Origin of the sequence: Variovorax guangxiensis, assembly GCF_003952165.1 — a bacterium.
GTDB lineage: Bacteria > Pseudomonadota > Gammaproteobacteria > Burkholderiales > Burkholderiaceae_C > Variovorax > Variovorax guangxiensis.
Genome location: NZ_RXFT01000002.1, coordinates 549,583 through 575,910, shown reverse-complemented (window position 1 = coordinate 575,910; position 26,328 = coordinate 549,583). Strand labels below are relative to the sequence as shown.

The following is a 26,328-nucleotide window of genomic DNA, read 5'->3' as shown; positions in this document are numbered from 1 at the left end:
GCCCTTGCGCCGCGGGGCCTCGCCAGGCGGGTCGGGCATTTGTCCTGCACGCGTTCGCAGAAACGTCTCGCAACGATGTAGGAGGGCAGGCAGGTGCCCGCTGCGCCGAGGGATGCGAAGGCTTGCTCACTCCTCTGGATTTCTTGCCCGATCCTTCGGGGACACGGCTCTTTTGTGGATGACGAAGCGCCCCGCGGGTAGAGTCCTGCGCAAAGTCTCGAAGCAAGCAAGATGGCCCCCAGACAGGATGCGGACGAGGACGCCGCAGCGCGGTGCAGGGCGCTGCAGCAGGCGATGGCGCGGGTCATCGATGCCCGCACGCCGCTGCCGGGCGACCACGACACGCCCATCGCCAACCTCGGCTTCTTCAGGCGCGAATCTCCCGCGCCACCGGCCGTCTGCATGGTCGAGCCGAGCATCGTGCTCGTCGCGCAGGGCGCCAAGCAGATGTGGGTGGGCGGCGAGGCCTATCCGTACGACACATCGCGGTTCCTCATCACCTCGCTGGACATGCCCGCCAATTCCGAAGTGAAGACGGCGAGCCCGCGGCAGCCCTGCCTGGGCCTGATGCTCAAGCTCGACGTGCGCGTGCTGGCCGAGCTCATCGCGCAGGGCGGCCTGCCGCCGCATCGCGAGCGGCCCATCGGCATCGGCGTGGGACTCGGCGAGGCGACGCCCGCGCTGCTGGCGCCGATCACCCGGCTGGTGGAACTGCTGGACGAGCCCGAGGCCATTCCCGTTCTCGCGCCGATGATCCATCGCGAGATCCACTACCGGTTGCTGATGAGCGACCAGGCCGCGAGGCTGCGGCAGATCGCCTCGGTCGACGGGCAGGGCCACCGGATCGCCAGGGCCATCGACTGGCTGAAGCTGAACTACGCCTCCCCCTTTCGCATCGACGAGCTCGCGGCCCGCGTGCAGATGAGCGCGCCGACCTTCCACCACCACTTCCGCCAGCTGACGGCGATGAGTCCGCTGCAGTACCAGAAGTGGCTGCGGCTGAACGAGGCGAAGCGGCTGATGCTCAACGAGCACTTCGATGCGGCGAGCGCGGCCTTCCAGGTCGGCTACGAAAGCCCGTCGCAGTTCAGCCGCGAGTACAGCCGTCTGTTCGGCGCACCGCCCAGGCGGGACATCGAAGTGCTGCGCGGCGGTGCGCGCGCGGGTGGCAGGGGAATCGACGCAGCGGGAGCCGGGCAAGGCCACGCCAGCGGGGCCTGAGGCAGGACCCGTTGCCGCCGCGCCTCATCGGATCGGGCAAGAAATGAAGAGGATTGCGCTATCGATCCTCGCGCGGCTTCAGAAGAATGGGAATCGGCCGGTCTGCCCCCGCGGCCTCCCAAGGTGAGAACCATTTTCGGAAGCGGGGAGCCCCGCGGGCCGCGGGCAGGGATCAACAGCAGCCGTTTTCCTACCGCCACCGCCCATGGCACGCGCTATCAGCAGTACTCGCCATCCCCACGAACCTCGAACAGCAGGAGCTGACATGGACAGTCCCACGACACAACTGATCTCGCGGCGCGACGCGCTCATCGTCGGCGCCGCGACCGCCGCGGCGGTCTCGGCATCCACCGCGCCGCCCGCGTCGGCGCAGACCGCGGCCCCGGCAGCGGCCGCGGGCGGCTCGCGCATGAAGCTGACGCTGAACGTCAACGGCACGGCGCAGGCGCTCGACCTGGACACGCGCACCACCCTGCTCGACGCACTGCGCGAGCACCTGCACCTGACGGGCACCAAGAAGGGCTGCGACCACGGCCAGTGCGGCGCCTGCACGGTCATCGTCGACGGAAGGCGGATCAACTCCTGCCTGACGCTCGCCGTGATGCACGAGGGCGCGCAGGTCACGACCATCGAAGGGCTGGGCACGCCGCAAGGCATGCATCCGCTGCAGGCCGCCTTCGTCCGGCACGACGGCTACCAGTGCGGCTATTGCACGCCCGGCCAGATCTGCTCGGCGGTCGGGGTGATCGACGAGGTCAGGCGCGGCGTGCCGAGCCACGTGAGCGCCGACCTCACGGCGCGCCCCATTCTCTCGGCGGAGGAACTGCGCGAGCGCATGAGCGGCAACATCTGCCGCTGCGGCGCCTACTCCAACATCGTCGATGCCATCACGGAAGTGGCGGGGAGCAAGGCATGAAGGCTTTCACCTACGAGCGCGCCGCAACCCCGGCGCAGGCGGCGTCCGCCGTCGCGGGCAGGCCCGGCGCGAAGTTCATCGCCGGCGGCACCAACCTGCTCGACCTCATGAAGCTGCAGATCGAGGCGCCGGTGCACCTGGTCGACGTGAACGGCCTGGCGCTGGACCGCATCGAGCCGACGCCCGAGGGCGGCCTGCGCATCGGCGCCCTGGTGCGCAACACCGACCTGGCGGCCGACGAGCGCGTGCGACGCGACTACGGCGTGCTCTCCCGCGCGCTGCTGGCCGGCGCATCGGGCCAGCTGCGCAACAAGGCGACCACCGCGGGCAACCTGCTGCAGCGCACGCGCTGCCCCTATTTCTACGACACCGACCAGCCGTGCAACAAGCGCCGCCCCGGCAGCGGCTGCGGCGCCATCGGCGGCGTGACGCGGCAGCTCGCGGTGATCGGGGGTAGCAAGTCCTGCATCGCCACCAACCCCAGCGACATGGCCGTGGCGATGCGCGTGCTGGACGCCTCGGTCGAGACCGTGCGGCCCGACGGACGCACCCGCGTGATTCCGATCGCCGACTTCCATCGCCTGCCAGGCGACACGCCGCACGTCGAGACGACGCTGGAGCGCGATGAGCTCATCACCGGCGTCACGCTGCCCAGGCCCGTGGGCGGCACGCACGTCTACCGCAAGATCCGCGATCGCGCCTCCTATGCCTTCGCGCTGGTGTCGGTCGCGGCCATCGTGCAGCGCGACGGCTCCGGCCGGGTGGCGCTCGGCGGCGTCGCGCACAAGCCGTGGCGCATGGAGGCTGCAGAGACCGCCATGCCGCAAGGCGCCAGGGCCGTTACCGCGCGGCTGCTCGCCGACGCGCAGCCCACCCACGAGAACGCGTTCAAGCTGCAGCTCGCCGAGCGCACGCTGGCCGCCGCCATCACGCAAGCGAGGAGCTGACCATGAGATTCGACACCCCCGCCACGACCAATCCCATCGACCAGCTGAAGATCATCGGCAAGCCGACGGACCGCATCGACGGCCCCATGAAGACCACGGGCTTCGCGCGCTACGCCTACGAGCGCAACGCCGAGGCGCCCGACGCGGCCTACGGCTATGTCGTGGGCGCGGGCATCGCGAAGGGCCGCATCGCGTCGATGGACATGGCCGCCGCCCGGGCGGCGCCGGGCGTGCTGGCGATCGTCACCGCGCGCAATGCGGGCAAGCTCGCCAAGGGCGACTTCAACACGGCCAAGCTCCTGGGCGGCCCCGAGATCGACCACTACCACCAGGCGGTGGCGCTGGTCGTGGCCGACACCTTCGAGCAGGCGCGCGCGGCCGCGCAGCTGGTGCGCGTCGAGTACGAGCGCACGCCGGGCCGCTTCGACCTGTCCGCCGAGAAGGACGCGGCGAAACTGCCCGCGCCCAACCCCTTCGCGGGCGAGCCGCAGACGAAGACGGGCGATTTCGCGGGCGCCTACGCGGCGGCCCCCGTGCAGCTCGACGCGACCTACACCACGCCCGACGAGTCGCACGCGATGATGGAGCCGCACGCCTCCATCGCGCAGTGGCAGGGCGACAAGCTCACCATCTGGACCTCGAACCAGATGATCGCCTGGGGCGCCGGCGACGTCGCCAAGACGCTCGGCATCGCGAAGGCGAACGTGCGGCTGATCTCGCCCTTCGTCGGCGGCGGCTTCGGCGGCAAGCTGTTCGTGCGGGCCGATGCGCTGCTCGCGGCGCTGGGTGCGCGGGCGGCGCGGCGGCCGGTGAAGGTGGCGCTGCCGCGGCCGCTGATGGCGAACAACACCACGCACCGGCCCGCGACCATCCAGCGCATCCGCCTGGGCGCCGGCCGGGACGGCAGGCTCACCGCCATCGCGCACGAAGGCTGGTCGGGCGACCTGCCGGGCGGCCAGCCGGAGACGGCCGTGAACCAGACCCGCCTGCTTTACGCCGGCGCGAACCGCCTCACGACCACGCGCCTGGCGGTGCTCGACCTGCCCGAGGGCAACGCGATGCGCGCGCCCGGCGAGGCGCCCGGCATGATGGCGCTGGAGATCGCCATGGACGAGATGGCCGAGAAGCTGGGCATCGACCCGATCGAGTTCCGCGTGCTCAACGACACGCAGGTCGACCCCGAGAAGCCGCAGCGTCCCTATTCGCAGCGCAAGCTGATCGAATGCCTGCGCACAGGCGCCGAGCGCTTCGGCTGGAACAGGCGCAACCCGGCGCCGGGGCAGCAGCGCGACGGCCGCTGGCTCGTCGGCATGGGCGTGGCCGCCGCGTTCCGCAACAACCTGGTGATGAAGTCGGGCGCGCGCGTGCGTCTGGACAACCGGGGCATGGTCACGGTGGAGACCGACATGACGGACATCGGCACCGGGACCTACACCATCATCGCGCAGACCGCCGCCGAGACCATGGGCGTGACGCTCGACAAGGTGCAGGTGCGCCTGGGCGACTCGGCGCACCCGGTTTCGGCCGGCTCGGGCGGCCAGTGGGGCGCCAACAGCTCGACCTCCGGCGTCTTCGCGGCATGCATGAAGCTGCGCGAAGCCGTGGCGTCGAAGCTGGGCATTCCGGTAGCCGAGGCGGAGTTCTCCGAAGGCATGGTGCGCGCCGGCTCGCGCGCAGTGCCGCTGGCCGAGGCGGCGGGAGCGCAGGAGCTGGTGGTGGAGGACAGCATCGAATTCGGCGACCTCGACAAGAAGTACCAGCAGTCGACCTTCGGCGCGCATTTCGTGGAGGTCGGCGTCGATGCGGCCACCGGCGAGATCCGCGTGCGGCGCATGCTCGCGGTGTGCGCGGCGGGGCGCATCCTGAACCCGAAGTCCGCGCGCAGCCAGGTGATCGGCGCGATGACGATGGGCGTCGGCGGCGCGCTGATGGAAGAGCTGGCGCTCGACAGGCGGCACGGCTTCTTCGTCAACCACGACCTTGCGGGCTACGAGGTGCCGGTGCATGCGGACATTCCGCACCAGGACGTCGTCTTCCTCGACGAGACCGACCCGATCTCCTCGCCGATGAAGGCCAAGGGCGTCGGGGAGCTCGGCATGTGCGGCGTCGCCGCGGCGGTGGCGAACGCCGTCTACAACGCAACGGGCGTGCGGGTGCGCGACTACCCGATCACGCTCGACAAGCTGCTGGATCGCCTGCCGCCGGTGGCCTGAATTTGCCGGCACGTGGCGGGTAAGCCCGGTGCCGCGAGTCCGTATCGCTTGATACGATTTTTTCCGGAACGCCCGCCCCAAGGGCGTCGGAGACAAGATGGACTCGAGCATTTCCGGCAGCGCCGTCCATGGCGCGCACGGCACGGCTGTGGCCCTGTACCGCGTCATGGTGCGGATACGGGCCTTCGAGAACGCGGCGGAGACCGCCAGCCAGGGCGGCGTGAGCGCCTATGGCCAGCAGGCGGCGGGCGCCGCCAAGGTGCGCGGGCCGCTGCACCTCTCCACCGGGCAGGAGGCGGTACCGGCCGGCGTCTGCGCCCACCTACGCGCCGCCGACTACCTCACTTCCACCCACCGGGGCCACGGCCACACGCTGGCCAAGGGCGCCGATCTCGCGCGGATGATGTGCGAGCTGTTCGGCAAGGCCACCGGCTTCAACGGCGGCAAGGGCGGCTCGATGCACATCGCCGACTTCTCGGTCGGCATGCTGGGCGCCAACGGCGTGGTGGCGGCGGGGCTGCCGATCGCGGTGGGCGCGGCGCACGCGCAGAAGCTGCTGAACAAGGGCGACGACATCACCGTCTGCTTCTTCGGCGACGGCGCGATCAACCGCGGCCCCTTCCTCGAGGCGCTGAACTGGGCGCGCGTGTACGAGCTGCCGGTGCTCTTCGTCTGCGAGGACAACCGCTGGAGCGCGACCACGGCGAGCGGCCCGATGACGGCCGGGGAAGGCGCCTCGGCGCGCGCCGAGTCGCTCGGCATCGCGTCCACGCAGGTCGATGGCAACGACGTGTTCGCGGTGCATGCGGCCGCCGCGAAGCTGGTGGCGCAGGTGCGCAGCGGCGGCGGGCCGCGCCTGCTGCATGCGCTGACCTACCGCGTGAAGGGGCATGTGTCGGTGGACGTGGCAGCCTACCGCGATCCGGCTGAACTGGCCGCCGCGCTCGAGACCGACCCGATCGCACGGGCACGCGCCCATCTGCTTTCGGCCGGCGTCGCGGCTTCCGCGCTCGACGCCATCGAGAACGCCGCGCGCGACGAGGTCGACACCGCCCTCGCCATCGCCGACGCGGCCCCCTGGCCCGAGCCGGCCGCCGCCTTCACCGACGTGCAGACCGTCGGGGAGGGCCAGTGGCGATGAAGCACGAACTCAGTTATTCGGAAGCCGCCCTGCTCGCCCTGCAGCGCGAGATGGAAGCCGACCCGCGCGTGGTGGTGCTCGGCGAGGACGTGGGCCGCGGCGGCATCTTCGGGCAGTACAAGGGGCTGCAGCAGAGCTTCGGCCCCGGCCGCGTGATCGACACGCCGATCAGCGAGGCCGCGATCATGGGCGCCGGCGTGGGCATGGCGCTCGCAGGGCTGCGGCCGGTGGTCGAGATGCGCGTGGTCGACTTCGCGCTGTGCGGCATGGACGAGCTGGTGAACCAGGCCGCCAAGAACCGCTTCATGTTCGGCGGCCAGGGCCGCGTGCCGCTGGTGGCGCGCATGCCCGGCGGCATCTGGGACGCCTCGGCCGCGCAGCATTCGCAATCGCTCGAAGCCTGGTTCGCGCACCTGCCGGGCGTGGTAGTGGTGAGCCCCTCGACGCCGCAGGACAACCACGGGCTGCTGCGCTCTGCCCTGCAGTGCGGCGACCCCGTGGTCTACATCGAGCACAAGACGCTGTGGGGCGCGCGCGGCGAGGTCGACGAAAGCGTCGCCGTGCCGCTGGGCAAGGCGGCACGCGTGCGCGAGGGCGATGCGCTCACACTCGTGAGCTGGAGCCGGCAGATGCAGGCCAGCGCGGCGGCGTGCGATGCGCTGGCGGCCGAGGGCATCGCGGTGGACCTGATCGACCTGCGCACGCTGTGGCCCTGGGACCGCGAGACGGTGCTGTCGTCGTGCGCGCGCACCGGCCGGCTGCTGGTGGTCCACGAGGCGGTGCAGGCGGCGGGCTTCGGTGCGGAGATCGCGGCCAGCGCTGCGGAGGCCACCGGCTGCCGCGTGGCACGGCTGGGCGCGCCGCGCATTCCGGTCGGCTATGCGCCGGTGCTGGAGGCGCAGTCGCGCGTCGGCACCGAGGCCATCGTGGCGGCGGCGAAAAGGCTCGCTGGCTGAACGCGACCCGCCATGGACCCGCTCTTCTTCAAGCTGGTGCGGGTCGTGAATCTCACTGCGCGGCCTTTCCATGAGCGCGTGGGCCGCGAGCACCGGATCACGCTGAACGAGTGGCGCACGATGGCGGTTCTGGCAGCGCAACCCGGCCTCAACGCCACGCAGGTGGCCGACCAGACCGGCCTCGACAAGATGGCGGTGAGCCGCGCTCTCGCCGGCCTGCTGCGCCACAAGCGCGTGCAGCGCCACGACGACCCGACCGACCGGCGCAGCAGCCGGCTCTATCTCACCGCCGCCGGCAAGGCGCTGCACGAAACGGTAGGCGCGCTCGGTCGAGAACGCGAAGTCGCACTGTTCGGCGGCATCGGAGCCGTCGAACTGACCCAGCTCGACGCCACGCTCGACAAGCTCATCGAGGCCGTGCAACGCGGCACCCCCTGACCGCAACCACGATCAGGCCACGTCCCATTCCAGAACACCACGGAACCGGCTTCGCCGGGCCGTCGGTGTTGCCCCCGGAAGGGGTTGGCGAAGCGACACGAAGTGCGCGAAGCCTGGGGGCGAGCCAAGAACACCGCGGAACCGGCTTCGCCGGGCCGCTGGTGTTGCCCCCGGAAGGGGGTTGGCGAAGCGACACGAAGTGCGCGCAGCCTGGGGGCGAACCAAGTTATGCCGCGAAGCCACCGTCGATGTTGAGGCTCGCACCCGTCACGAAGCCGGCTTCGGGGCTGGCGAGGTAGCCGACCATGGCGGCGATTTCATCAGGATGGCCGTGGCGGGCCAGCGCCATCAGGCCGTGCATCGAAGCGGCGTTGGGGCCGTCGACGGGGTTCATGTCGGTGTTGACCGGGCCGGGCTGCACGTTGTTGACGGTGATGCCGCGCGGGCCGAGGTCGCGCGACAGGCCCTGCACCAGGCCGACCAGCGCCGACTTGCTCATCGCGTAGGCGCTGCCGCCGGGCCAGGGCATGCGCTCGGCATTCGTGCTGCCGATGTTGATGATGCGGCCGCCCTCGCCCATGTGGCGCGAGGCCGCCTTGGCGGCGACGAAGACCGCGCGCACGTTGATGGCCAGCGTCTTGTCGAAGTCTTCGAGCGAGAACTCGTCGAGGGTGCCGCCGAGGAACACCCCCGCGTTGTTCACGAGGATGTCGATCCTGCCGAAGGTGCGGGCGGCCTCGTCGATGCCGGCGGTGAGGGCCGCGGCGTCGGCGCTGTCGATCTTCAGCGCGAGGGCGCGGCCGCCTTCGGACTGGATGCTGCGCACCAGTTCGTCGGCGGGAGCTGCCGAGGCCGCGTAGCTGAAGGCCACGGCGGCGCCGTCGCGCGCCAGGCGGCGCACGATGGCCGCGCCGATGCCGCGCGAGCCGCCGGTGACGAAGGCGACCTTGCCGGCCAGGACGGAGGAAGAAGAAGCGAAAGAGGAAGCGGTGCTGGAGGCCATGATTTTTTCCTGTGCGATGGTGGAGAAGAAGGCCTCAGTTTGGGCGCTTCATTCCTTCTCCGGTAGCCGTCAATCGGGTCAATCAGATTCAACCGATGGTTGAAGATGGGCGCCACAATGCGGCCATGGAACCGCTCAATCACCTCGAATCCTTCGTGCAGAGCGCGGAAGGCGGCAGCTTCTCCGAGGCCGCGCGGCGCCTTGGCCTGACGCCGGCCGCCGTCAGCAAGAACGTGGCAAGGCTGGAAGCGCGGCTGAGGCTGCGGCTGTTCCAGCGCAGCACGCGCAGCCTGACGCTGACGGAGGGCGGCGAGCGCTTCCTGGCGCAGATCGGCGGCGCGCTGGCCACGCTGCGCGAGGCGGTGGCCGGCGTCGACACCGACGACGGCCAGCCCTCGGGCACGCTGAAGGTGAGCATGGGCCAGGCCTTCGGGCGCGAGCACGTGCTGCCGCTGATGGGCGGGTTCCTCGCGCGCTATCCGGCCATCGTGCCCGACTGGCACTTCGACAACCAGCAGGTCGACCTGGTGGGCGAGGGCTTCGACGCGGCCATCGGCGGCGGCATCGAGCTGCCGGCCGGGCTGGTGGCGCGCGAGCTGGCGCGCATCCACGTGGTGGCAGTGGCCTCGCCCGCGTACATGCAGGGGCGCAAGCCGCCCCGGCATCCGTCGGACCTGGCCGCGCTCGACACGCTGATGCGCCGCTCCTCGCCCACGGGGCGCGTGCGCAGCTGGACGCTGCGGCGCGTGCGCGGCGCGGGCGGAGGCGAAGGCGAAAGCGAGGTCAGCGTCGAGCTGCCCCGGCCGCGCGCCATCTTCAACGACCCCGAGGCGATCGCGCATGCCGCGCTTATGGGACTGGGTGTGGCGATGCTGCCCATGCCCTTCGTGGAGCGCGGGCTGCGCAGCGGGGAGCTGCTGCGGCTGCTGCCCGACTGGTACCAGGACGCCGGTGCGGTGTGGCTGTACTACCCGAGCAAGAAGCTGCTGCCGCCGAAGACGCGGGTGTTCATCGATTTCGTGCTGGAGCGCTTCCGCGAGGAGCGGTTCGCGCAGCGGATGCAGGTGGCCTGAGGCGCCCCAGACCACGCGCTGTCAACTCCCTCACGCGGCCACGGGGTTTTCACCCGCGACGGCCGGAGCGCGCACCTGTACAAACGCGCGCATGACCCATCAGACTTTCTCTTCCTCCCCGAATCGCCGCACCGCGCTGGCCGCATCCGTCGCCGCCGCGCTGACCCTCATCACCGCTCCCTCGTGGGCACAGAGCACCTGGCCGACCAAGCCGGTGCGCATCGTCGTGCCCTTCGCGGCCGGCGGCACGACCGACATCCTGGCGCGCGCGGTGGCGCCCGAGCTTTCCAAGGCCTTCGGCCAGCAGTTCATCGTCGACAACCGCGCGGGCGCGGGCGGCAACGTGGGCGCCGAGATCGTGGCGCGCGCGCCGAACGACGGCTACACGCTGCTGATGGGCACCGTGGGCACGCACGGCATCAACCGCGCGCTGTATCCCAAGCTGCCCTTCGACCCGATCAAGGACTTCGCGCCGATCACGCTGGTGGCCGCCGTGCCGAACGTGATGGAGATGAACGCCGACAAGGCGAAATCGCTGAACATCCACAACGTGCAGGACTTCATCAAGTACGCCAAGGCCAACCCCGGCAAGCTGAACATGGCCTCCAGCGGCAGCGGCACCTCGATCCACCTGGCGGGCGAACTCTTCAAGAGCATGACGGGCACCTTCATGGCCCACATCCCGTACAAGGGCTCGGGCCCGGCGCTGCTGGACATGGTGGGCGGGAATGCCGACGTGATGTTCGACAACCTGCCTTCGTCGATGGCGCAGATCAAGGCGGGCAAGCTCACCGCGCTGGCGGTGACGAGCGCGCAGCGTTCACCGGCCCTGCCGGACATTCCTACGGTGGCTGAAGTGGGCGGCCCCTCGCTCAAGGGCTACGAGGCGAGTTCGTGGTTCGGGCTGCTGGCGCCGGCGGGCACGTCACCGGAGATCGTGAACCGCATTCAGCAGGAAGTGGCCAAGGCGCTGGGCACGCCGGCCATGAAGGAGAAGATGCTGGCTCAGGGCGCGATCCCGAGCGGGAATTCGCCGGCCGACTTCACGAAGCTCATTGCGAGCGAGCATGTGAAGTGGGCGAAGGTGGTCAAGGACTCCGGCGCTAAAGTTGACTAACCCCCAGGCTGCGCGCACTTCGTGTCGCGCGCGCCTTCCCCCTTGCAGGGGGCAACACCTGCGGACCGGCAGAGCCGGATCCGTGGTGTTTCACGCAAAGACCGGTGGCTGATCTTTGGTGATCAGGTCTTCCAGGTCACGTCCTTCTTTTCGGCAAGCGAGTCCTTGAGCATGTGCAGCAACGGGATCGCACGCTGGTGCAGGCCCACGTGCTGCTTCTCGGCCTCGTTGGCGTGGCCTTCGACGGCGTAGTCGTCGTTGTTGTGGGTGTTGGAAGCCTCGCGTGCCAGCGCGGCTTCGAGGGCCGCGATGGCGCCGGGGATCTGCTCGACGGTAATGATGCCCTGCGGGGCGATCGACTTGCCGACGATCTCCAGCAGCTGGCGGGCATGCACTTCGAGCATCACGAAATCGGGAGAGGCGCGGGACTGGAATCGATAGAGCATGGTGTTCTCACTCACTTGTTGTAGATGTAGTCACGTGCAAAAGGGTACACGGATTGCGCGCCGCGAAGGACGCCGTGTTCGACGTTGCCGTCGGGTTTGGTGGAAAGCATCTGGTGCAGCGAGATCCAGCCCTGCTCGAAGCTCATGGCGGAGCCCGCGAGGTACAGGCGGTAGGCGCGCAGCACGCGCTCGGCGTTCTCGGCCTGCCGGCCGCCGCTGCGCTGGAGCACTTCGCGCGCGGCGTCGAGCTGCGCTTCCAGCGCGTCGGACCATGCCCAGAGCGTGCGCGCGTAATGCGGGCGCAGGCTCTCGGTGTCGACCATCTCCAGGCCGGCCGCGGCCGTCTCGCGCAGCACGTGCGTCACGTGCAGCAGCTCGCCGCCGGGGAAGATGTATTTCTCGATGAAGTCGCCCATGCCGGCGCCGAGCTGGCGGTAGTTGAGCTCGCCGGAGGTGATGCCGTGGTTCATCACCAGGCCGCCCGGCTTGAGCAGCGAATGGATCTTGCGGAAGTAGGTCGGCATGTTGGCCGCGCCCACGTGCTCGAACATGCCGACGGAGGAGATCTTGTCGAAGGGCTTGTCGGTGGGCACTTCGCGGTAGTCGCGCAGCTCGACGCGCACGCGGCCCTGCAGGCCCTTCTCCTCGATGAGCCGCTGCACGTGCGCATGCTGGTTCTTCGACAGCGTGATGCCGGTGGCGTCCACGCCGTAGTGCTCGGCCGCCCACAGCAGCAGTGCGCCCCATCCGGAGCCGATGTCGAGGTAGCGCTCGCCAGGCTGCAGCATCAGCTTGCGGCAGATGTGGTCGAGCTTGGCTTCCTGCGCCTGCGCCAGCGTGAGGTCGGGCGTACGGAAGTACGCGCATGAATACACGCGGCGCGGGTCCAGCCACAGCGCGTAGAAGTCGTCGGAAACGTCGTAGTGGAACTCGATCTGCGCCGCGTCCTTGCGCAGCGAGTGCGAGCCGTGCGACTTGGCCCGGCGCTGCAGGCGGCTCCACCAGCCGGTGTCGGTCTCCGCCGGGTTGCCGGGGAGCATGCCGACCGTGGCATCGATCAGGTCGCGCATGGCGCCTTCGATCTGCACCTTGCCTTCGACGTAGGCCTCGCCGATGGCGCCCACCTGCCGTGCCGCCAGCTTGGCCAGCACCGCCCATTCCTTGAAGGCCAGCGTGACGCGGGCTCCGGCCTGTGCGACGCGCCGGCCATCGGGCAGCTCGAGCGCGATGGGGACAGGCAGCGAAGCCAGCTGCGACTCGATCTTGGGTATCAAGTGTTGCATGGGGCCATGGTATTGATTTTTCCAAGCTTTTGCATGACTTCCCGTGTCGGCGCAAGCCGCGATCTGAGGCGGCTTCGGGCTTGCGCGAACCCGGATTGACATTGGATTGTTTATGTCTAAACTATTTAGCCATGAACAGCCTCGACCCGTCCAAGTCCGCTCCCGCCTCGGACCTCCAACGCATCCTGTGCATCGGTGGCGGGCCGGCGGGCCTCTACTTCGCCCTGTTGATGAAGGCGCGCAACCCGGCGCTGCAGATCACCGTGGTGGAGCGCAACCGCCCCTTCGACACCTTCGGCTGGGGCGTGGTACTCAGCGACCAGACGCTCGCCAACCTGCGCGCGGCCGACGCGCCGACCGCAGCGCTCATCGGCAACGAGTTCCACCACTGGGACGACATCCAGGTCTTCTTCAAGGGCCGCCAGGTGCGCTCGGGCGGCCACGGCTTCTGCGGCATCGGCCGCAAGCGGCTGCTCAACATCCTGCAGGAGCGCTGCCTCGAGCTGGGCGTCGAGCTGGTGTTCGAGACCGACGTCGCCGACGACCAGGCGATGGCCGCCAAATACAAGGCCGACCTGGTGATCGCCAGCGACGGCCTCAACAGCCGCATCCGCCAGCGCTACGCCGAGGTGTTCAGGCCCGACATCGACCTGCGCAACTGCCGCTTCGTGTGGCTGGGCACGCACCAGACCTTCGACGCCTTCACCTTCGCCTTCGAACAGACCGAGCACGGCTGGTTCCAGGCGCACGCCTACCAGTTCGACGACAAGACCTCGACCTTCATCGTCGAGACGCCCGAGGCCGTGTGGAAGGCCCACGGCCTCGACCAGATGGAACAGCCCGAGGCCATCGCCTTCTGCGAGAAGCTCTTCGCCAAGTACCTCGGCGGCCATTCGCTGATCAGCAATGCCACGCACCTGCGCGGCTCGGCCAACTGGATCCGCTTTCCGCGCGTGGTGTGCGAGCGCTGGACGCACCGCATCGACGTAGAGGGCCGCTCGGTGCCCGTGGTGCTGATGGGCGACGCGGCGCACACGGCGCACTTCTCGATCGGCTCGGGCACCAAGCTGGCGCTGGAAGACGCGATCGACCTGGCCAACGAGTTCGCGCAGGGCGGCACTGTCGACCATGTGCTCGAAGGCTACGAGGCACGCCGCAGCGTCGAGGTGCTGAAGATCCAGAACGCCGCGCGCAACTCCACCGAGTGGTTCGAGAACGTGCCGCGCTACACCGGCATGCAGATCGAGCAGTTCGCCTACTCGCTGCTCACCCGCTCGCAGCGCATCAGCCACGAGAACCTGCGCCTGCGCGACACGCAGTGGCTCAGCGGCTACGAGCAGTGGCTGGCTGGCGGCAAGGCGCTGCCGCCGATGCTCATGCCCTACAAGGTGCGCGGGCTCACGCTGAAGAACCGCATCCTGGTGTCGCCGATGGCCACCTACAGCGCGGTCGACGGCGTGCCGCAGGATTTCCTGCTGGTGCACCTGGGCGCACGCGCGCTCGGCGGCGCCGCGATGGTGTTCGTCGAGATGACCAGCCCGACGCCCGAAGGCCGCATCACGCCCGGCTGCACCGGCCTCTACAACGATGAGCAGCAGGCCGCCTTCAAGCGCATCGTCGACTTCGTGCACACGCAGTCGAGCGCGAAGATCGCGATGCAACTCGGCCACAGCGGCCCCAAGGGCTCGACCCGCGTGGGTTGGGAAGGTACCGACGAGCCGCTCGAGAGCGGCAACTGGCCGCTGCTGGCCGCGAGCGCGCTGTCCTACGGCGAGCAGAACCAGCTGCCCGCGGCCATCACGCGCGCCGAGATGGACACGCTGCGCGACCAGTTCGTCGACTCGACCCGCCGCGCCGCCGAATGCGGCTTCGACTGGCTCGAGCTGCACTGCGCGCACGGCTATCTGCTGTCGGCCTTCATCAGCCCGCTCACCAACCTGCGCACCGACGAGTACGGCGGCGACATCGAGGCGCGCTGCCGCTACCCGCTCGAAGTGTTCCGTGCCATGCGCGCCGCGTGGCCGGCCGACAAGCCGATGAGCGTACGCATCTCGGCGCACGACTGGGCGCCCGGCGGCAACACCGATGCCGACGCCATCGTGGTCGCGCGCCTCTTCAAGGAGGCCGGCGCCGACTTCATCGACGTGTCGTCCGGCCAGACCACGCGCGCCGCGAAGCCGGTGTACGGCCGCATGTACCAGACGCCGTTCTCCGACCGCATCCGCAACGAGGTCGGCATCTCGACCATCGCCGTGGGCGCCATCACCGATGCCGACCAGGCCAACAGCATCATCGCCGCCGGTCGCGCCGACCTGTGCGCCATCGCGCGCCCGCACCTGGCCGACCCGGCATGGACGCTGCACGAAGCCGCCAAGCTGCAAAGCCGCGACGTCGAATGGCCCGTGCAGTACCTGAGCGGGCGCGACCAGATGTACCGCGAGATCGCCAAGCAGCAGCAGCTCGCCGCGGCCGCCAATGCAGCGATGGCCGCGCAGAACAGCGAGGAGACGCACTGAGATGGACCTCGAAGCGCGCGCGCACAGCGAACACCCGGAGGCGCTGCGGCTTTGGCTGCGGCTGCTCACCTGCACCCAGCTGATCGAGAAGCAGGTGCGCAACGAGCTGCGCTCGCAGTTCGCCACCACGCTGCCGCGCTTCGACCTGATGTCCCAGCTCGAGCGCTCGCCCGAGGGGCTGAAGATGAACGAGCTCTCGCGCCGCATGATGGTGACGGGCGGCAATGTGACCGGCATCACCGACCAGCTCGTGTCCGAAGGGCTGGTGGAGCGCATCAACGTCGAGGGCGACCGCCGTGCATGGCGCGTGCGCCTCACGCCGCGCGGGCGCAAGCTCTTCAACGACATGGCGCAGCAGCACGAGGACTGGATCGTCGAGGCCTTCGCGGGCCTCAGCGCCAGGGAGATCGCGCAACTGCACAAGCTGCTGGGCAAGGTCAAGCAGCACTCGCACAACCAACTACTGATGGCGGAGACCGAATGAAGCACTACATCGGCGCGGGCAATCCCATGCGCGCCCAATTCGAACCCAAGGCAGCCTACAAGGCCGAGCACTTCGCATGGAGCTACGAGGCCGGCGTCGGCACCATCACGCTGAACCGGCCCGACCGCAAGAACCCGCTGACCTTCGACTCGTACGGCGAGCTGCGCGACCTGTTCCGCGCGCTGGTCTACGCCACCGACGTGAAGACGATCGTCGTGACCGGCGCGGGCGGCAACTTCTGCTCCGGCGGCGACGTACACGAGATCATCGGCCCGCTGACCGGCATGCGCATGCCCGAGCTGCTGGAGTTCACGCGCATGACGGGCGACCTGGTGAAGGCGATGCGCGCCTGTCCGCAGCCCGTCGTCGGCGCGATCGACGGCGTGTGCGCCGGTGCCGGCGCGATGATCGCGCTGGCCTGCGACCTGCGCTACGGCTCGCCCGCCACGCGCACCGCCTTCCTCTTCACGCGCGTGGGCCTCGCCGGCGCCGACATGGGCGCCTGCGCGCTGCTGCCGCGAGTGATCGGCCAGGGCCGTGCGTCCGAACTGCTCTTCACCGGCCGCGCGATGACGGCGCAGGAAGGCCATTCGTGGGGATTCTTCAACGCGCTGCACGAAAGCGATGCGCTGCTCGAAGCCGCCACCAAGGTCGCTCGCGACCTGGCCGAAGGCCCGACCTTCGCGCACGGCATGACCAAGACCATGCTGTCGCAGGAATGGTCGATGACCATCGACCAGGCCATCGAAGCCGAGGCGCAGGCGCAAGCCATCTGCATGCAGACCGAAGATTTCAGGCGCGCCTACGAGGCCTTCGCGGCCAAGCGCAAGCCGGTGTTCGGCGGGGACTGACGCGATGATGACCAAGGCTCCCGCACCACCCTCGACGGCGCACCTTGCGCTGCCCTTCTTCGACGACGCGCACCGCACGCTGGCCGACGGCCTGCTGCCCTGGGCCGACGCGCAGCAGGTCGACGAGCACGACGACCGCGCGGCCTGTCGCGACTGGGTACAGCGGCTAGGCGCCGGCGGCTGGCTGCGCTATTGCGTGCCGGGCAGCTCCGGCGGCGCGCTGGAGCGGCTCGATTCGCGCGCCCTGGTACTGCTGCGCGAGACGCTCGCCTACCACTCGCCGCTCGCCGACTTCGCCTTCGCGATGCAGGGCCTGGGCAGCGGCGCGATCACGCTCGCGGGCACACCGCAGCAGCACGCCGATTACCTGACCGCCGTTGCCAAGGGCGGCAAGATCGCGGCCTTCGCGCTCAGCGAGCCCGAGGCCGGCTCTGACGTGGGCGCGATGGCGATGCGCGCCGAGGCGACCACCGACGGCTGGAAGCTGAGCGGCGAGAAGACCTGGATCAGCAACGGCGGCATCGCCGACTTCTACTGCGTGTTCGCGAAGACCGACCCGGCGGGCGGCACGCGCGGCATCACCGCCTTCATCGTCGATGCGACGACGCCGGGCCTCGACACCTCCGCGCACATCGACGTGATGGCGCCCCACCCGCTGGCCACGCTGCGCTTCGAGAACTGTGTCGTGCCGCGCGCCGCGCAGCTGGGCGAGCTCAACGGCGGCTTCAAGCTCGCGATGCGCACGCTCGACATCTTCCGCGCCTCGGTGGCCGGTGCGGCGCTCGGCATGGGCCGGCGCGCGCTGTCGGAAGCGATCGCCCATTCGAAGAAGCGCCGAATGTTCGGCCAGACGCTGGCGGACTTCCAGCTCACGCAGGCCAAGCTCGGCGAGATGGCCGCGCTCATCGACGGTGCAGCGCTGCTCACCTACCGCGCCGCATGGATGCGCGACGACGCCGAGCGGCGCGGTGCACCGGCAGTGGGCGACGTGTCGGCCGCCGCGGCCATGGCCAAGATGTGCGCGACCGAGAACGCGAGCCGCGTGATCGACATGGCGCTGCAGATGCATGGCGGCCTCGGCGTGAAGGTTGGCACGAAGGTTGAAAGCCTCTACCGCGACATCCGCTCGCTGCGCATCTACGAGGGCGCGACGGAAGTCCAGCAACTGATCATTGGCAAATCCGTTCTACGGGGATAAACACCGTGTCTGCCCAAGTCGACCGCTTCGTTCACGACCGCTTGCCGCCCGCGGCACAGCTGCCCGTCTTTCGCTACGACCTGCCCGAGCTGCAGCTGCCCGACCAGCTCAACCTGGTCGAGGAGCTGCTCGACAAGGCCGCAGCGAAGGGTTTCGGCGACAAGCCGATGCTGCGCTCGCCGCAGGGCACGCTGACCTATGCGCAGGCGGCCGTCGAGGTCAATCGCATCGCGCAGGTGCTGGTGGAAGATCTCAAGCTGGTGCCGGGCAACCGGGTGCTGCTGCGCGGCGGCAATTCGGTGGCGATGGCGCTGGCATGGCTGGCGGTGGTGAAGGCCGGGCTGATCGCGGTGGCCACGATGCCGCTGCTGCGCGCGAAGGAGCTGGGCGACATCATCGAGAAATCGCAGCCCGTGGCCGCGCTGTGCGATGGTCGGCTGCTCGATGAGTTGCTGCTGGCGCAGCAGGCGCATCCGGTGCTTGCCACGGTGGTTGCATTCAACAAGCCCGATGCGGAAGATTCGCTTTCGGCACGCGCGACGAAGAAGAACGGTGTGTTCAAGGCATGCCCCACGGCATCCGATGACATCGCGCTGCTGGCTTTCACCTCGGGCACCACGGGCAAGCCGAAAGCGCCCGTCACCACGCACCGCGATGTGCTCGCGATGTGCGAGACCTGGCCGCGCCACGTGCTGCGCGCGCGCAGCGACGACATCGTGGTGGGCTCGCCGCCGCTGGCCTTCACCTTCGGGCTCGGCGGATTGCTGGTGTTTCCGATGTGGGCCGGCGCCTCCGTCTACTTCCCCGATGCGCCGTTCACGCCCGAGGGGCTGGTGAAGCTCATCAACGAGGTCGGCGCAACCATCTGCTACACGGCACCCACGTTCTACCGGCAGATGGCGCCGTTCGTGAAACAGCACGGCATGCCCAGCCTGCGCATCAGCGTGAGCGCGGGCGAGGCCCTGCCCGATGCCACACGGCAGCTGTGGAAGGAAGCATCCGGCATCGAGATGCTGGATGGCATCGGCGGAACCGAGGTGTTCCACATCTACATCTCTGCCGCCGGCAACGACGTGCGCCGCGGGGCAGTTGGCAAGGCAGTGCCCGGTTTCATCGCGAAGGTGGTGGACGGCGAAGGCAACGAGGTACCCCATGGCACGGTCGGCAAGCTTGCGCTGCAGGGGCCGGTGGGCTGCCGCTACCTCGACGATCCGCGCCAAACGGACTACGTGAAGAACGGCTGGAACTATCCGGGAGATTCGTTCGTGCAGGACGACGACGGCTACTTCTTCTACCAGGCACGCGCGGACGACATGATCATCACGGCCGGCTACAACGTCGGCGGGCCGGAAGTGGAGGATGCGCTGCTCAAGCATCCTGCCGTGGCCGAGTGCGGCGTGATCGGCAAGCCCGATGCCGAGCGGGGCATGATCGTGAAGGCGTTCTGCGTTCTCAAGCCCGGCAACGAGGGCAACGCAGCCCTTGTGAAGGCGCTGCAGGACCACGTGAAGGCGACCATTGCGCCATTCAAATACCCAAGGGAGATCGAGTTCGTGCCGGCGCTGCCGCGCACGGAAACCGGCAAGCTCCAACGATTCAAACTGAGACAACCCAACACGACGACATCATGATCAACAAACTCCTGCAACCCGAAGGCTGGCTGCCTCCCAAAGGCTATGCGAACGGCGTCGCCGCTCGCGGAACGATGCTGTTCATCGGAGGCCAGATCGGCTGGAATGCACAGCAGCAATTCGAGTCGGACGACTTCATCGACCAGTGCGGCCTGGCGCTGCGCAACATCGTCGAAGTGCTGCGCGCAGGTGGTGCGGGCCCCGAGCATATGGTGCGCATGACCTGGTATGTGACGGACCGTGACGAATACAGCCGCCGCCTCAGCGAGCTCGGGCCTGTCTATCGCGAAGCGATGGGACGCAACTTCCCGGCCATGACCTGTGTGCAGGTGGCGGCGCTTGTGGAGCACCGGGCGAAGGTGGAGATCGAAGTGACGGCGGTCATCCCGGACTGATCTCTTGCGCCGACCGAAATAAAAATGCCCTCACTGCGAGGGCATTTCTTTTTGTCATTCACCGGCAATTGATAAACAAATACCGGCAAAGAAAAAAGCCCTTTGATTTCTCAAAGGGCTTTTTCAATTTGGTTGCGCGAGCAAGATTTGAACTTGCGACCTTTGGGTTATGAGCCCAACGAGCTACCAGGCTGCTCCATCGCGCGGCAGATTTAGATTATAGCTTATTCAGCAGCGTTTTGCTCGGCTGCGTCTTCTTTAATTTCAGGACGGTCAACCAGTTCGACGAGCGCCATCGGGGCATTGTCACCCACGCGGAAGCCCATCTTCAGGATGCGGGTGTAGCCGCCCGGACGCGTTGCGAAACGCGGGCCGAGGTCGCCGAAGAGCTTCACGACGGCGTCGCGGTTGCGCAGGCGGTCGAAGGCCAGGCGCTTGTTGGCGACGGTGGGCTTCTTGGCGAGCGTGATCATCGGCTCGATGACGCGGCGCAGTTCCTTGGCCTTGGGGACCGTGGTCTTGATGACTTCGTGCTCGATGAGCGAATTCATCATGTTCTGCAGCATCGCGAGGCGGTGCGAGCTGGTGCGGTTGAGTTTGCGGAGTCCGTGTCCGTGACGCATGGTGCTTTCCTTTACTTTATAAAACAGGCAGCCGTGTCAGGTACTGCCCGGTGCACTGGCCCTTTTCAGGGGCCTCTTTCAAAAATTCAAATGATCAACGCTTGTCGAGGCCGGCCGGCGGCCAGCTTTCGAGCTTCATGCCCAAGGTCAGGCCGCGCGAGGCAAGCACTTCCTTGATTTCGTTGAGCGACTTGCGACCCAGGTTCGGGGTCTTGAGCAGCTCGTTCTCGGTGCGCTGGATCAGGTCACCGATGTAGTAGATGTTTTCGGCCTTCAGGCAGTTGGCCGAACGCACCGTCAGTTCGAGTTCGTCGACAGGGCGCAGCAGGATCGGATCGAACTGCTGTGCGCTGCGCGGAGCCGGAGCGTCGAACGCAGCGAGTTCGCCGCCTTCGAGCTGCGCGAACACGGCGAGCTGCTCGACCAGGATTTTAGCCGATGCTCGCACTGCGTCTTCGGCGGTGATCGCGCCGTTGGTCTCGATTTCGACCAGCAGCTTGTCCAGGTCGGTACGCTGCTCCACGCGGGCGCTTTCGACCGTGTAGCTCACGCGCTTGACGGGCGAGAACGAGGCGTCGAGGACGATGCGGCCGATCGACTTGGTCGGCTCGTCCGCGTAGCGGCGCATCGTGCCGGGCACGTAGCCGCGGCCCTTCTCGACCTTGATCTGCATGTCGAGCTTGCCGCCTTGCGACAGGTGGGCGATCACGTGGTCGGGGTTGATGATCTCGACGTCGTGCGGGGTCTGGATGTCCGAGGCCAGGACCGGGCCTTCGCCGTCCTTGCGCAGGCTCAGCGTGACTTCGTCGCGGTTGTGGAGCTTGAACACCACGCCCTTGAGGTTCAGCAGGATGTTGACGACATCTTCCTGCACGCCGTCGATCGACGAGTACTCATGCAGAACGCCAGCGATCGTGACTTCGGTGGCCGAGTAGCCCACCATGGACGACAGCAGAACGCGACGCAGCGCGTTGCCGAGCGTGTGGCCATAGCCGCGCTCGAAAGGCTCGAGCGTCACCTTGGCCTTGTTGGCGGCAAGTTGCTCGACCTGGATGGTCTTGGGTTTCAGCAGGGTGGTTTGCATGCAGACTTCCTCTCAATACCCCCGGCTCGTTACACCGGTAAGGCTGGTGAAGCACCTGAGCCGCGACGGAGCGCGGAACAGGAACGTGAACAACAAAAACAATCTCCCGCCGGCGCGTGGAAGCGCAGGCGGGTAGAAAAAATCAACGCGAATACAGTTCGACGATCAGCGATTCGTTGATGTCGGCTGCGAATTCGTCGCGATCGGGCACCTTCTTGAACGTGCCTTCGGCCTTGTCGGCATTCACGTCGACCCATGCCGGGATACCGACTTGCTGGGCGAGTTGCAGCGCTTCGACAACGCGGGTCTGCTTCTTCGACTTCTCGCGCACGGCGATCACGTCGCCGGTCTTGACCAGGTACGACGGGATATTGACCGACTGACCGTTCACCGTGATCGCCTTGTGCGACACGAGCTGGCGCGCTTCGGCGCGGGTCGAGCCGAAGCCCATGCGGTAGACGACGTTGTCCAGGCGCGATTCGAGAATGAACAGCAGGTTGGCACCGGTGTTGCCACGGCGGCGATCGGCTTCTTCGAAGTAGCGGCGGAACTGCTTCTCGAGCACGCCGTACATGCGCTTGACCTTCTGCTTCTCGCGCAGCTGCAGGCCGTAGTCGGAGGTACGCTGACCCGAGGTGCGGCCGTGCTGGCCGGGCTTGGAGTCGAACTTGGCCTTGTCCTGGATCGAACGACGAGCGCTCTTCAGGAACAGGTCGGTGCCTTCACGGCGGGAAAGTTTGGCCTTGGGGCCGAGGTAACGTGCCACGATTTTTCCTTTGTGTCATCTGCCGCAGTTGCCTGCGGGAGCCATCAGCGGAATGCCGATGGCGGTGGGCTTAGTAAAAAAACAAACGCGCAGCCGCTATTCAAAGCCGGCTGCGCCTTGCGGACTGACGATCAGATGCGGCGACGCTTCTGGGGACGGCAGCCGTTGTGCGGAACGGGCGTCACGTCGGCGATCGAGTTGATCCGGATGCCGAGCGCAGCCAGTGCGCGCACCGACGATTCGCGACCGGGGCCGGGGCCCTTGATCTCGACGTCGAGGTTCTTGATGCCTTGTTCGACAGCAGCACGGCCGGCCACTTCGGAAGCGACCTGCGCAGCGAACGGCGTCGACTTGCGCGAGCCCTTGAAGCCCTGGCCACCCGACGAAGCCCACGACAGGGCGTTGCCCTGGCGGTCGGTGATCGTGATGATGGTGTTGTTGAACGAAGCGTGCACGTGAGCGATACCGTCCGCGACGTTCTTGCGAACCTTCTTGCGAACGCGCTGTGCGGCGTTGTTTGCAGGTGCTTTAGCCATGCTGTTCTATCCTTATTTCTTCAGGGACTGCGCAGCCTTGCGCGGACCCTTGCGGGTGCGGGCGTTGGTGCGCGTGCGCTGGCCGCGCATCGGCAGGCCGCGACGGTGACGGAAGCCGCGGTAGCAGCCGATGTCCATTAGGCGCTTGATGTTCATCGTCGTCTCGCGACGCAGGTCGCCTTCGATCGTGAACAGGGCGATCTGGTCGCGGATCTTCTCGAGATCGGCGTCGGTCAGATCCTTGATCTTCTTCGAATACTCGATGCCGCTCGCTTCGCAGATCTGGCGGGCGCGGGTGCGACCGATGCCGAAGATGGCGGTCAGGCCGATTTCAGCGTGCTTGTGCGGCGGGATGTTGATGCCAGCAATACGTGCCATGTGCGTCCTCTAATACTCTTCAATCAACCCTGGCGCTGCTTGTGGCGCGGGTCGGTGCAGATCACGCGCACCACACCCTTGCGGCGGATGACCTTGCAATTACGGCAGATGGTTTTGACCGAAGCCGAAACTCTCATTTCACTCTCCTAAAACTGTTTAACGTGGCGGTCTACCGCCCGGACTCAATACTGAAACACAGCCCTACGATGTCTTGAAGTTCGCCTTCTTCAGCAGCGATTCATACTGCTGGGACATCATGTAGTTTTGCACCTGGGCCATGAAGTCCATCGTGACGACCACGATGATCAGCAGGGAGGTACCACCGAAGTAGAACGGCACGTTGTACTTCAGGATCAGGAACTCCGGCAGCAGGCAGACGAAGGTGATGTACACCGCGCCAGCCAGCGTCAGTCGAACCAGGATCTTGTCGATGTAGCGAGCGGTCTGGTCACCCGGGCGGATACCCGGGATGAATGCACCACTCTTCTTCAGGTTGTCGGCCGTTTCCTTGCTGTTGAACACGAGTGCCGTGTAGAAGAAGCAGAAGAAAACGATCGCAGCGGCATACAGCAGCACGTAGATCGGCTCGCCGGGACGCAGCGCGCTGGCGACGTCCTTGATCCAGCGGAAACCGCCGTCACCGGTGCTGAACCAGCCGACCACCGTCGCCGGCAGCAGGATGATCGACGAGGCGAAGATCGGCGGGATCACGCCAGCCATGTTCAGCTTCAGCGGCAGGTGCGAAGACTGACCGCCATACACCTTGTTGCCGACCTGGCGCCGCGCATAGTTCACGAGGATCTTGCGCTGGCCGCGTTCCACGAACACCACGAAGTAGGTGACCAGCACCACCACGGCGACGATGAAGAGCGCGACGATCACGTTCATGGCGCCGGTACGCACCAGCTCCAGCAGGCCGCCGATGGCATTGGGCAGGCCGGCCGCGATACCCGCGAAGATCAGGATCGAGATGCCGTTGCCCAGGCCGCGTTCGGTGATCTGCTCACCGAGCCACATCAGGAACATGGAACCTGCCGTCAGGCTCACCATGGCGGTGATGCGGAAGCCGAAGCCGGGCGAAATCACCAGGCCTGCCGACGACTCGAGAGCCACCGCGATGCTGAACGACTGGAACAGGGCCAGGCCCAGCGCGCCATAGCGCGTGTACTGCGTGATCTTGCGGCGGCCGGCCTCGCCTTCCTTCTTCAATTGCTCGAAGGTCGGAAGCACGTAGGTCATCAGCTGCATGATGATCGACGCCGAGATGTACGGCATGATCCCCAACGCGAACACGGTGAAGCGCGACAGCGCACCGCCCGAGAACATGTTGAACAGGCTCAGAATGCCGCCCTGCTGGCCCTGGAACAGCGCAGCCAGCTGGTCCGGGTTGATACCCGGCACAGGAATGTGCGCGCCAATCCGGTAGACCACGAGCGCGAGCAGCAAAAAGACGAGCCGACGACGGAGGTCGCCGAACTTGCCTGTTTTTGCGATCGTTGCCGCGTTAGTTGCCACGAAGAACTTCTTTCAGTCCGATGGTGATCAGGCGATGCTGCCGCCGGCCGCTTCGATCGCAGCCTTGGCGCCAGCCGTTGCGCCCACGCCCGTCAGCTTGACGGCCTTGGTGAGCTCACCGGTCTTCACGACCTTGACGACCTTGGCGAGCTGGCCCACGAGGCCGGCTTGCTTCAGCGCCAGGATGTCCACTTCGGCCAGGCCGAGCTGCTCGAGAGCGGTCAGCGTGACTTCGGCGTTGAACTTCAGCAGGTGCGACTTGAAACCACGCTTCGGCAGGCGACGCTGCAGCGGCATTTGACCGCCTTCGAAGCCGACCTTGTGGAAACCGCCTGCGCGCGACTTCTGGCCCTTGTGGCCGCGACCCGAGGTCTTGCCCAGGCCGGAACCGATACCGCGGCCGACACGGCGCTTGGCGTGCTTGGCGCCATCCGCCGGCTTGATGCCATTGAGTTCCATATCAGTCTCTCTTACAGGACTTTGACCAGATAACTGATCTTGTTGATCATGCCGCGCACCGCGGGCGTGTCTTGCAGCTCGCTCACGCTGTTGAGCTTGCGCAGGCCGAGGCCGCGCACGGTCGCGCGATGCGATTCCTTGGTGCCGATCGGGCTCTTGACCAGTTGCACCTTGAGGGTCTGTTGTTGCGTCATTTGAATGCTTCCTTGAGGCTTGCGACGGCCTGCGCTCAGGCGAAGATTTCTTCGACGGTCAGGCCGCGCTTGGCAGCCACTTCGCTGGCGGTCGTCGAGTTCTTCAACCCGTCGAGCGTGGCGCGAACCATGTTGTAGGGGTTCGACGAACCATGGCTCTTGGCCACGATGTCGGTGATACCCATCACTTCGAACACGGCGCGCATCGGGCCGCCGGCGATGATGCCGGTACCCTTGGGAGCCGGGTACATCACGACCGTCGAAGCGCCGTGGTGGCCTTGCACCTGGTGGTGCAGCGTGCCGTTCTTGATCGAAACCTTCAGCAGGTTGCGACGCGCTTCTTCCATTGCCTTCTGCACTGCAGCGGGCACTTCCTTCGACTTGCCCTTGCCCATGCCGACGCGGCCATCGCCGTCACCGACCACGGTGAGTGCTGCGAAACCGAGGATACGACCACCCTTCACCACCTTGGTGACGCGGTTGATCGCGATCATCTTCTCGCGCAAACCGTCCTCAGGGCCTTCGTTCTGAGCTCTTGCCTGAATCTTTGCCATTTTGAATCTCGTGTCCGGTTAGAACTGCAGGCCGGCTTCGCGGGCGGCTTCGGCCAGCGCCTTGACGCGGCCGTGGTACGCGAAACCTGCGCGGTCGAAAGCGACCTTCTCGATGCCGGCTGCCTTCGCCTTTTCAGCGATGCGCTTGCCGACGGCGGTGGCGGCGGCAGCGTTGCCACCCTTGCCCGAACCGCCGAGCGAGGTACGCACTTCGGCTTCTGCCGTCGATGCGGTTGCAATCACCTTGGCGCCGTCGCCGGAGATGACGGTGGCGTAGATGTGCAGGTTGGTGCGATTCACCGTCAGACGGGCCACGCCCTGCGTCGCGATGCGGATGCGGGTCTGGCGCGAGCGGCGGAGACGCTGTGCTTTTTTGGTCAACATCATTTT

At 67.2% G+C, this 26,328-nt stretch carries 29 protein-coding genes and 1 tRNA gene; 15 read left to right on the top strand and 15 right to left on the bottom strand.

Features of this window, described 5'->3' with window-relative positions:
• Positions 1–231: 231 nt before the first annotated feature.
• The 7 genes from EJP67_RS08285 (at position 232) to EJP67_RS08255 (ending at position 7,832) form a co-directional block, all read left to right on the top strand.
• Positions 232–1,221: an AraC family transcriptional regulator gene (locus EJP67_RS08285; RefSeq protein ID WP_126021222.1), complete on the top strand. Its 990-nt coding sequence runs from the start codon at positions 232–234 to the stop codon at positions 1,219–1,221.
• A gap of 265 nt (positions 1,222–1,486) precedes the next feature.
• On the top strand, positions 1,487–2,137 hold the full coding sequence (gene paoA, locus EJP67_RS08280) for an aldehyde dehydrogenase iron-sulfur subunit PaoA (protein ID WP_126021221.1): 651 nt from the start codon (positions 1,487–1,489) through the stop codon (positions 2,135–2,137).
• Complete coding sequence (locus EJP67_RS08275) at positions 2,134–3,084, top strand: FAD binding domain-containing protein (RefSeq protein ID WP_126021220.1); 951 nt, start codon at positions 2,134–2,136, stop codon at positions 3,082–3,084. Before paoA ends, EJP67_RS08275 begins: the two co-directional genes overlap by 4 nt.
• Positions 3,085–3,086: 2 nt before the next feature.
• Positions 3,087–5,297, top strand: coding sequence for an aldehyde oxidoreductase molybdenum-binding subunit PaoC (gene paoC, locus EJP67_RS08270; protein WP_126021219.1), 2,211 nt, complete (start codon positions 3,087–3,089; stop codon positions 5,295–5,297).
• A 97-nt stretch (positions 5,298–5,394) separates the two neighbouring features.
• Positions 5,395–6,438, top strand: coding sequence for a thiamine pyrophosphate-dependent dehydrogenase E1 component subunit alpha (locus EJP67_RS08265; protein ID WP_126021218.1), 1,044 nt, complete (start codon positions 5,395–5,397; stop codon positions 6,436–6,438).
• Positions 6,435–7,394, top strand: a complete 960-nt coding sequence (locus EJP67_RS08260) for an alpha-ketoacid dehydrogenase subunit beta (RefSeq protein WP_126021217.1) — start codon at positions 6,435–6,437, stop codon at positions 7,392–7,394. The genes EJP67_RS08265 and EJP67_RS08260 overlap by 4 nt, the downstream gene beginning before the upstream one ends.
• Positions 7,395–7,406: 12 nt before the next feature.
• Positions 7,407–7,832 carry a MarR family winged helix-turn-helix transcriptional regulator gene (locus EJP67_RS08255; protein WP_126021216.1) on the top strand — a complete coding sequence of 142 codons (426 nt, stop codon included), beginning with the start codon at positions 7,407–7,409 and terminating at the stop codon, positions 7,830–7,832.
• A 226-nt stretch (positions 7,833–8,058) separates the two neighbouring features.
• Here EJP67_RS08255 and EJP67_RS08250 read toward each other — a convergent pair whose 3' ends face one another.
• Complete coding sequence (locus EJP67_RS08250; protein ID WP_126021215.1) at positions 8,059–8,835, bottom strand: SDR family oxidoreductase; 777 nt, start codon at positions 8,833–8,835, stop codon at positions 8,059–8,061.
• 125 nt (positions 8,836–8,960) lie between these two features.
• Here EJP67_RS08250 and EJP67_RS08245 point away from each other — a divergent pair, with 125 nt between their 5' ends.
• Together EJP67_RS08245 and EJP67_RS08240 are read left to right on the top strand one after the other, a co-directional pair.
• Positions 8,961–9,908 (top strand): LysR family transcriptional regulator, encoded by a 948-nt coding sequence (locus tag EJP67_RS08245; protein WP_126021214.1) that lies wholly within the window; start codon positions 8,961–8,963, stop codon positions 9,906–9,908.
• A 91-nt stretch (positions 9,909–9,999) separates the two neighbouring features.
• Positions 10,000–11,025 (top strand): Bug family tripartite tricarboxylate transporter substrate binding protein, encoded by a 1,026-nt coding sequence (locus tag EJP67_RS08240; protein WP_126021213.1) that lies wholly within the window; start codon positions 10,000–10,002, stop codon positions 11,023–11,025.
• Positions 11,026–11,147: 122 nt separating this feature from the next.
• Here the strand turns inward: EJP67_RS08240 and EJP67_RS08235 are convergent, their stop codons facing one another.
• Both EJP67_RS08235 and EJP67_RS08230 read right to left on the bottom strand, forming a co-directional pair.
• Positions 11,148–11,471, bottom strand: a complete 324-nt coding sequence (locus EJP67_RS08235) for a DUF1840 domain-containing protein (RefSeq protein ID WP_126021212.1) — start codon at positions 11,469–11,471, stop codon at positions 11,148–11,150.
• A gap of 11 nt (positions 11,472–11,482) precedes the next feature.
• A complete protein-coding gene (locus EJP67_RS08230) occupies positions 11,483–12,754 on the bottom strand; it encodes an SAM-dependent methyltransferase (protein ID WP_126021211.1) in 1,272 nt (423 codons plus the stop codon).
• A gap of 131 nt (positions 12,755–12,885) precedes the next feature.
• Between EJP67_RS08230 and EJP67_RS08225 the strand changes: the two genes are divergently transcribed.
• Genes EJP67_RS08225 through EJP67_RS08200 form a run of 6 tightly spaced genes read left to right on the top strand, consistent with a single transcriptional unit; the run spans position 12,886 to position 19,829 of the window.
• Positions 12,886–15,270: a bifunctional salicylyl-CoA 5-hydroxylase/oxidoreductase gene (locus EJP67_RS08225; RefSeq protein WP_126021210.1), complete on the top strand. Its 2,385-nt coding sequence runs from the start codon at positions 12,886–12,888 to the stop codon at positions 15,268–15,270.
• A gap of 1 nt (position 15,271) precedes the next feature.
• Positions 15,272–15,754 carry a MarR family winged helix-turn-helix transcriptional regulator gene (locus tag EJP67_RS08220; protein WP_126021209.1) on the top strand — a complete coding sequence of 161 codons (483 nt, stop codon included), beginning with the start codon at positions 15,272–15,274 and terminating at the stop codon, positions 15,752–15,754.
• Entirely contained in the window at positions 15,751–16,605 is an 855-nt protein-coding gene (locus EJP67_RS08215; protein ID WP_126021208.1) for an enoyl-CoA hydratase family protein, read from the top strand. The genes EJP67_RS08220 and EJP67_RS08215 overlap by 4 nt, the downstream gene beginning before the upstream one ends.
• Before the next feature lie 4 nt (positions 16,606–16,609).
• On the top strand, positions 16,610–17,803 hold the full coding sequence (locus EJP67_RS08210; RefSeq protein WP_126021207.1) for an acyl-CoA dehydrogenase family protein: 1,194 nt from the start codon (positions 16,610–16,612) through the stop codon (positions 17,801–17,803).
• 5 nt (positions 17,804–17,808) lie between these two features.
• Entirely contained in the window at positions 17,809–19,434 is a 1,626-nt protein-coding gene (locus tag EJP67_RS08205; RefSeq protein ID WP_126021206.1) for an AMP-binding protein, read from the top strand.
• A complete protein-coding gene (locus EJP67_RS08200; protein ID WP_126021205.1) occupies positions 19,431–19,829 on the top strand; it encodes a RidA family protein in 399 nt (132 codons plus the stop codon). Before EJP67_RS08205 ends, EJP67_RS08200 begins: the two co-directional genes overlap by 4 nt.
• Before the next feature lie 129 nt (positions 19,830–19,958).
• Here the strand turns inward: EJP67_RS08200 and EJP67_RS08195 are convergent.
• The 12 genes from EJP67_RS08195 to rplR form a co-directional block, all read right to left on the bottom strand.
• A tRNA-Met gene (locus EJP67_RS08195) sits at positions 19,959–20,035 on the bottom strand.
• Positions 20,036–20,053: 18 nt separating this feature from the next.
• Positions 20,054–20,452 (bottom strand): 50S ribosomal protein L17, encoded by a 399-nt coding sequence (rplQ, locus tag EJP67_RS08190; RefSeq protein ID WP_126021204.1) that lies wholly within the window; start codon positions 20,450–20,452, stop codon positions 20,054–20,056.
• Positions 20,453–20,546: 94 nt separating this feature from the next.
• The gene (locus tag EJP67_RS08185) at positions 20,547–21,536 is read right to left on the bottom strand and encodes a DNA-directed RNA polymerase subunit alpha (RefSeq protein WP_009124827.1); all 990 of its coding nucleotides are present in this window, start codon (positions 21,534–21,536) and stop codon (positions 20,547–20,549) included.
• Between the two features lie 142 nt (positions 21,537–21,678).
• A complete protein-coding gene (gene rpsD / locus EJP67_RS08180) occupies positions 21,679–22,302 on the bottom strand; it encodes a 30S ribosomal protein S4 (protein ID WP_126021203.1) in 624 nt (207 codons plus the stop codon).
• A 131-nt stretch (positions 22,303–22,433) separates the two neighbouring features.
• Complete coding sequence (gene rpsK / locus EJP67_RS08175) at positions 22,434–22,838, bottom strand: 30S ribosomal protein S11 (protein WP_009124825.1); 405 nt, start codon at positions 22,836–22,838, stop codon at positions 22,434–22,436.
• A gap of 12 nt (positions 22,839–22,850) precedes the next feature.
• Complete coding sequence (rpsM, locus tag EJP67_RS08170; RefSeq protein ID WP_013544105.1) at positions 22,851–23,216, bottom strand: 30S ribosomal protein S13; 366 nt, start codon at positions 23,214–23,216, stop codon at positions 22,851–22,853.
• Positions 23,217–23,239: 23 nt separating this feature from the next.
• The gene (gene rpmJ, locus EJP67_RS08165) at positions 23,240–23,353 is read right to left on the bottom strand and encodes a 50S ribosomal protein L36 (protein WP_013544106.1); all 114 of its coding nucleotides are present in this window, start codon (positions 23,351–23,353) and stop codon (positions 23,240–23,242) included.
• Between the two features lie 64 nt (positions 23,354–23,417).
• Positions 23,418–24,731 carry a preprotein translocase subunit SecY gene (gene secY / locus EJP67_RS08160; protein ID WP_019653976.1) on the bottom strand — a complete coding sequence of 438 codons (1,314 nt, stop codon included), beginning with the start codon at positions 24,729–24,731 and terminating at the stop codon, positions 23,418–23,420.
• Positions 24,732–24,758: 27 nt separating this feature from the next.
• Positions 24,759–25,190, bottom strand: coding sequence for a 50S ribosomal protein L15 (rplO, locus tag EJP67_RS08155; protein ID WP_019653975.1), 432 nt, complete (start codon positions 25,188–25,190; stop codon positions 24,759–24,761).
• Between the two features lie 11 nt (positions 25,191–25,201).
• Positions 25,202–25,384 (bottom strand): 50S ribosomal protein L30, encoded by a 183-nt coding sequence (rpmD, locus tag EJP67_RS08150; RefSeq protein WP_019653974.1) that lies wholly within the window; start codon positions 25,382–25,384, stop codon positions 25,202–25,204.
• 35 nt (positions 25,385–25,419) lie between these two features.
• Complete coding sequence (gene rpsE, locus EJP67_RS08145) at positions 25,420–25,938, bottom strand: 30S ribosomal protein S5 (protein ID WP_125950502.1); 519 nt, start codon at positions 25,936–25,938, stop codon at positions 25,420–25,422.
• Positions 25,939–25,956: 18 nt separating this feature from the next.
• Positions 25,957–26,322, bottom strand: a complete 366-nt coding sequence (gene rplR / locus EJP67_RS08140) for a 50S ribosomal protein L18 (RefSeq protein ID WP_026346312.1) — start codon at positions 26,320–26,322, stop codon at positions 25,957–25,959.
• Positions 26,323–26,328 lie beyond the last annotated feature (6 nt).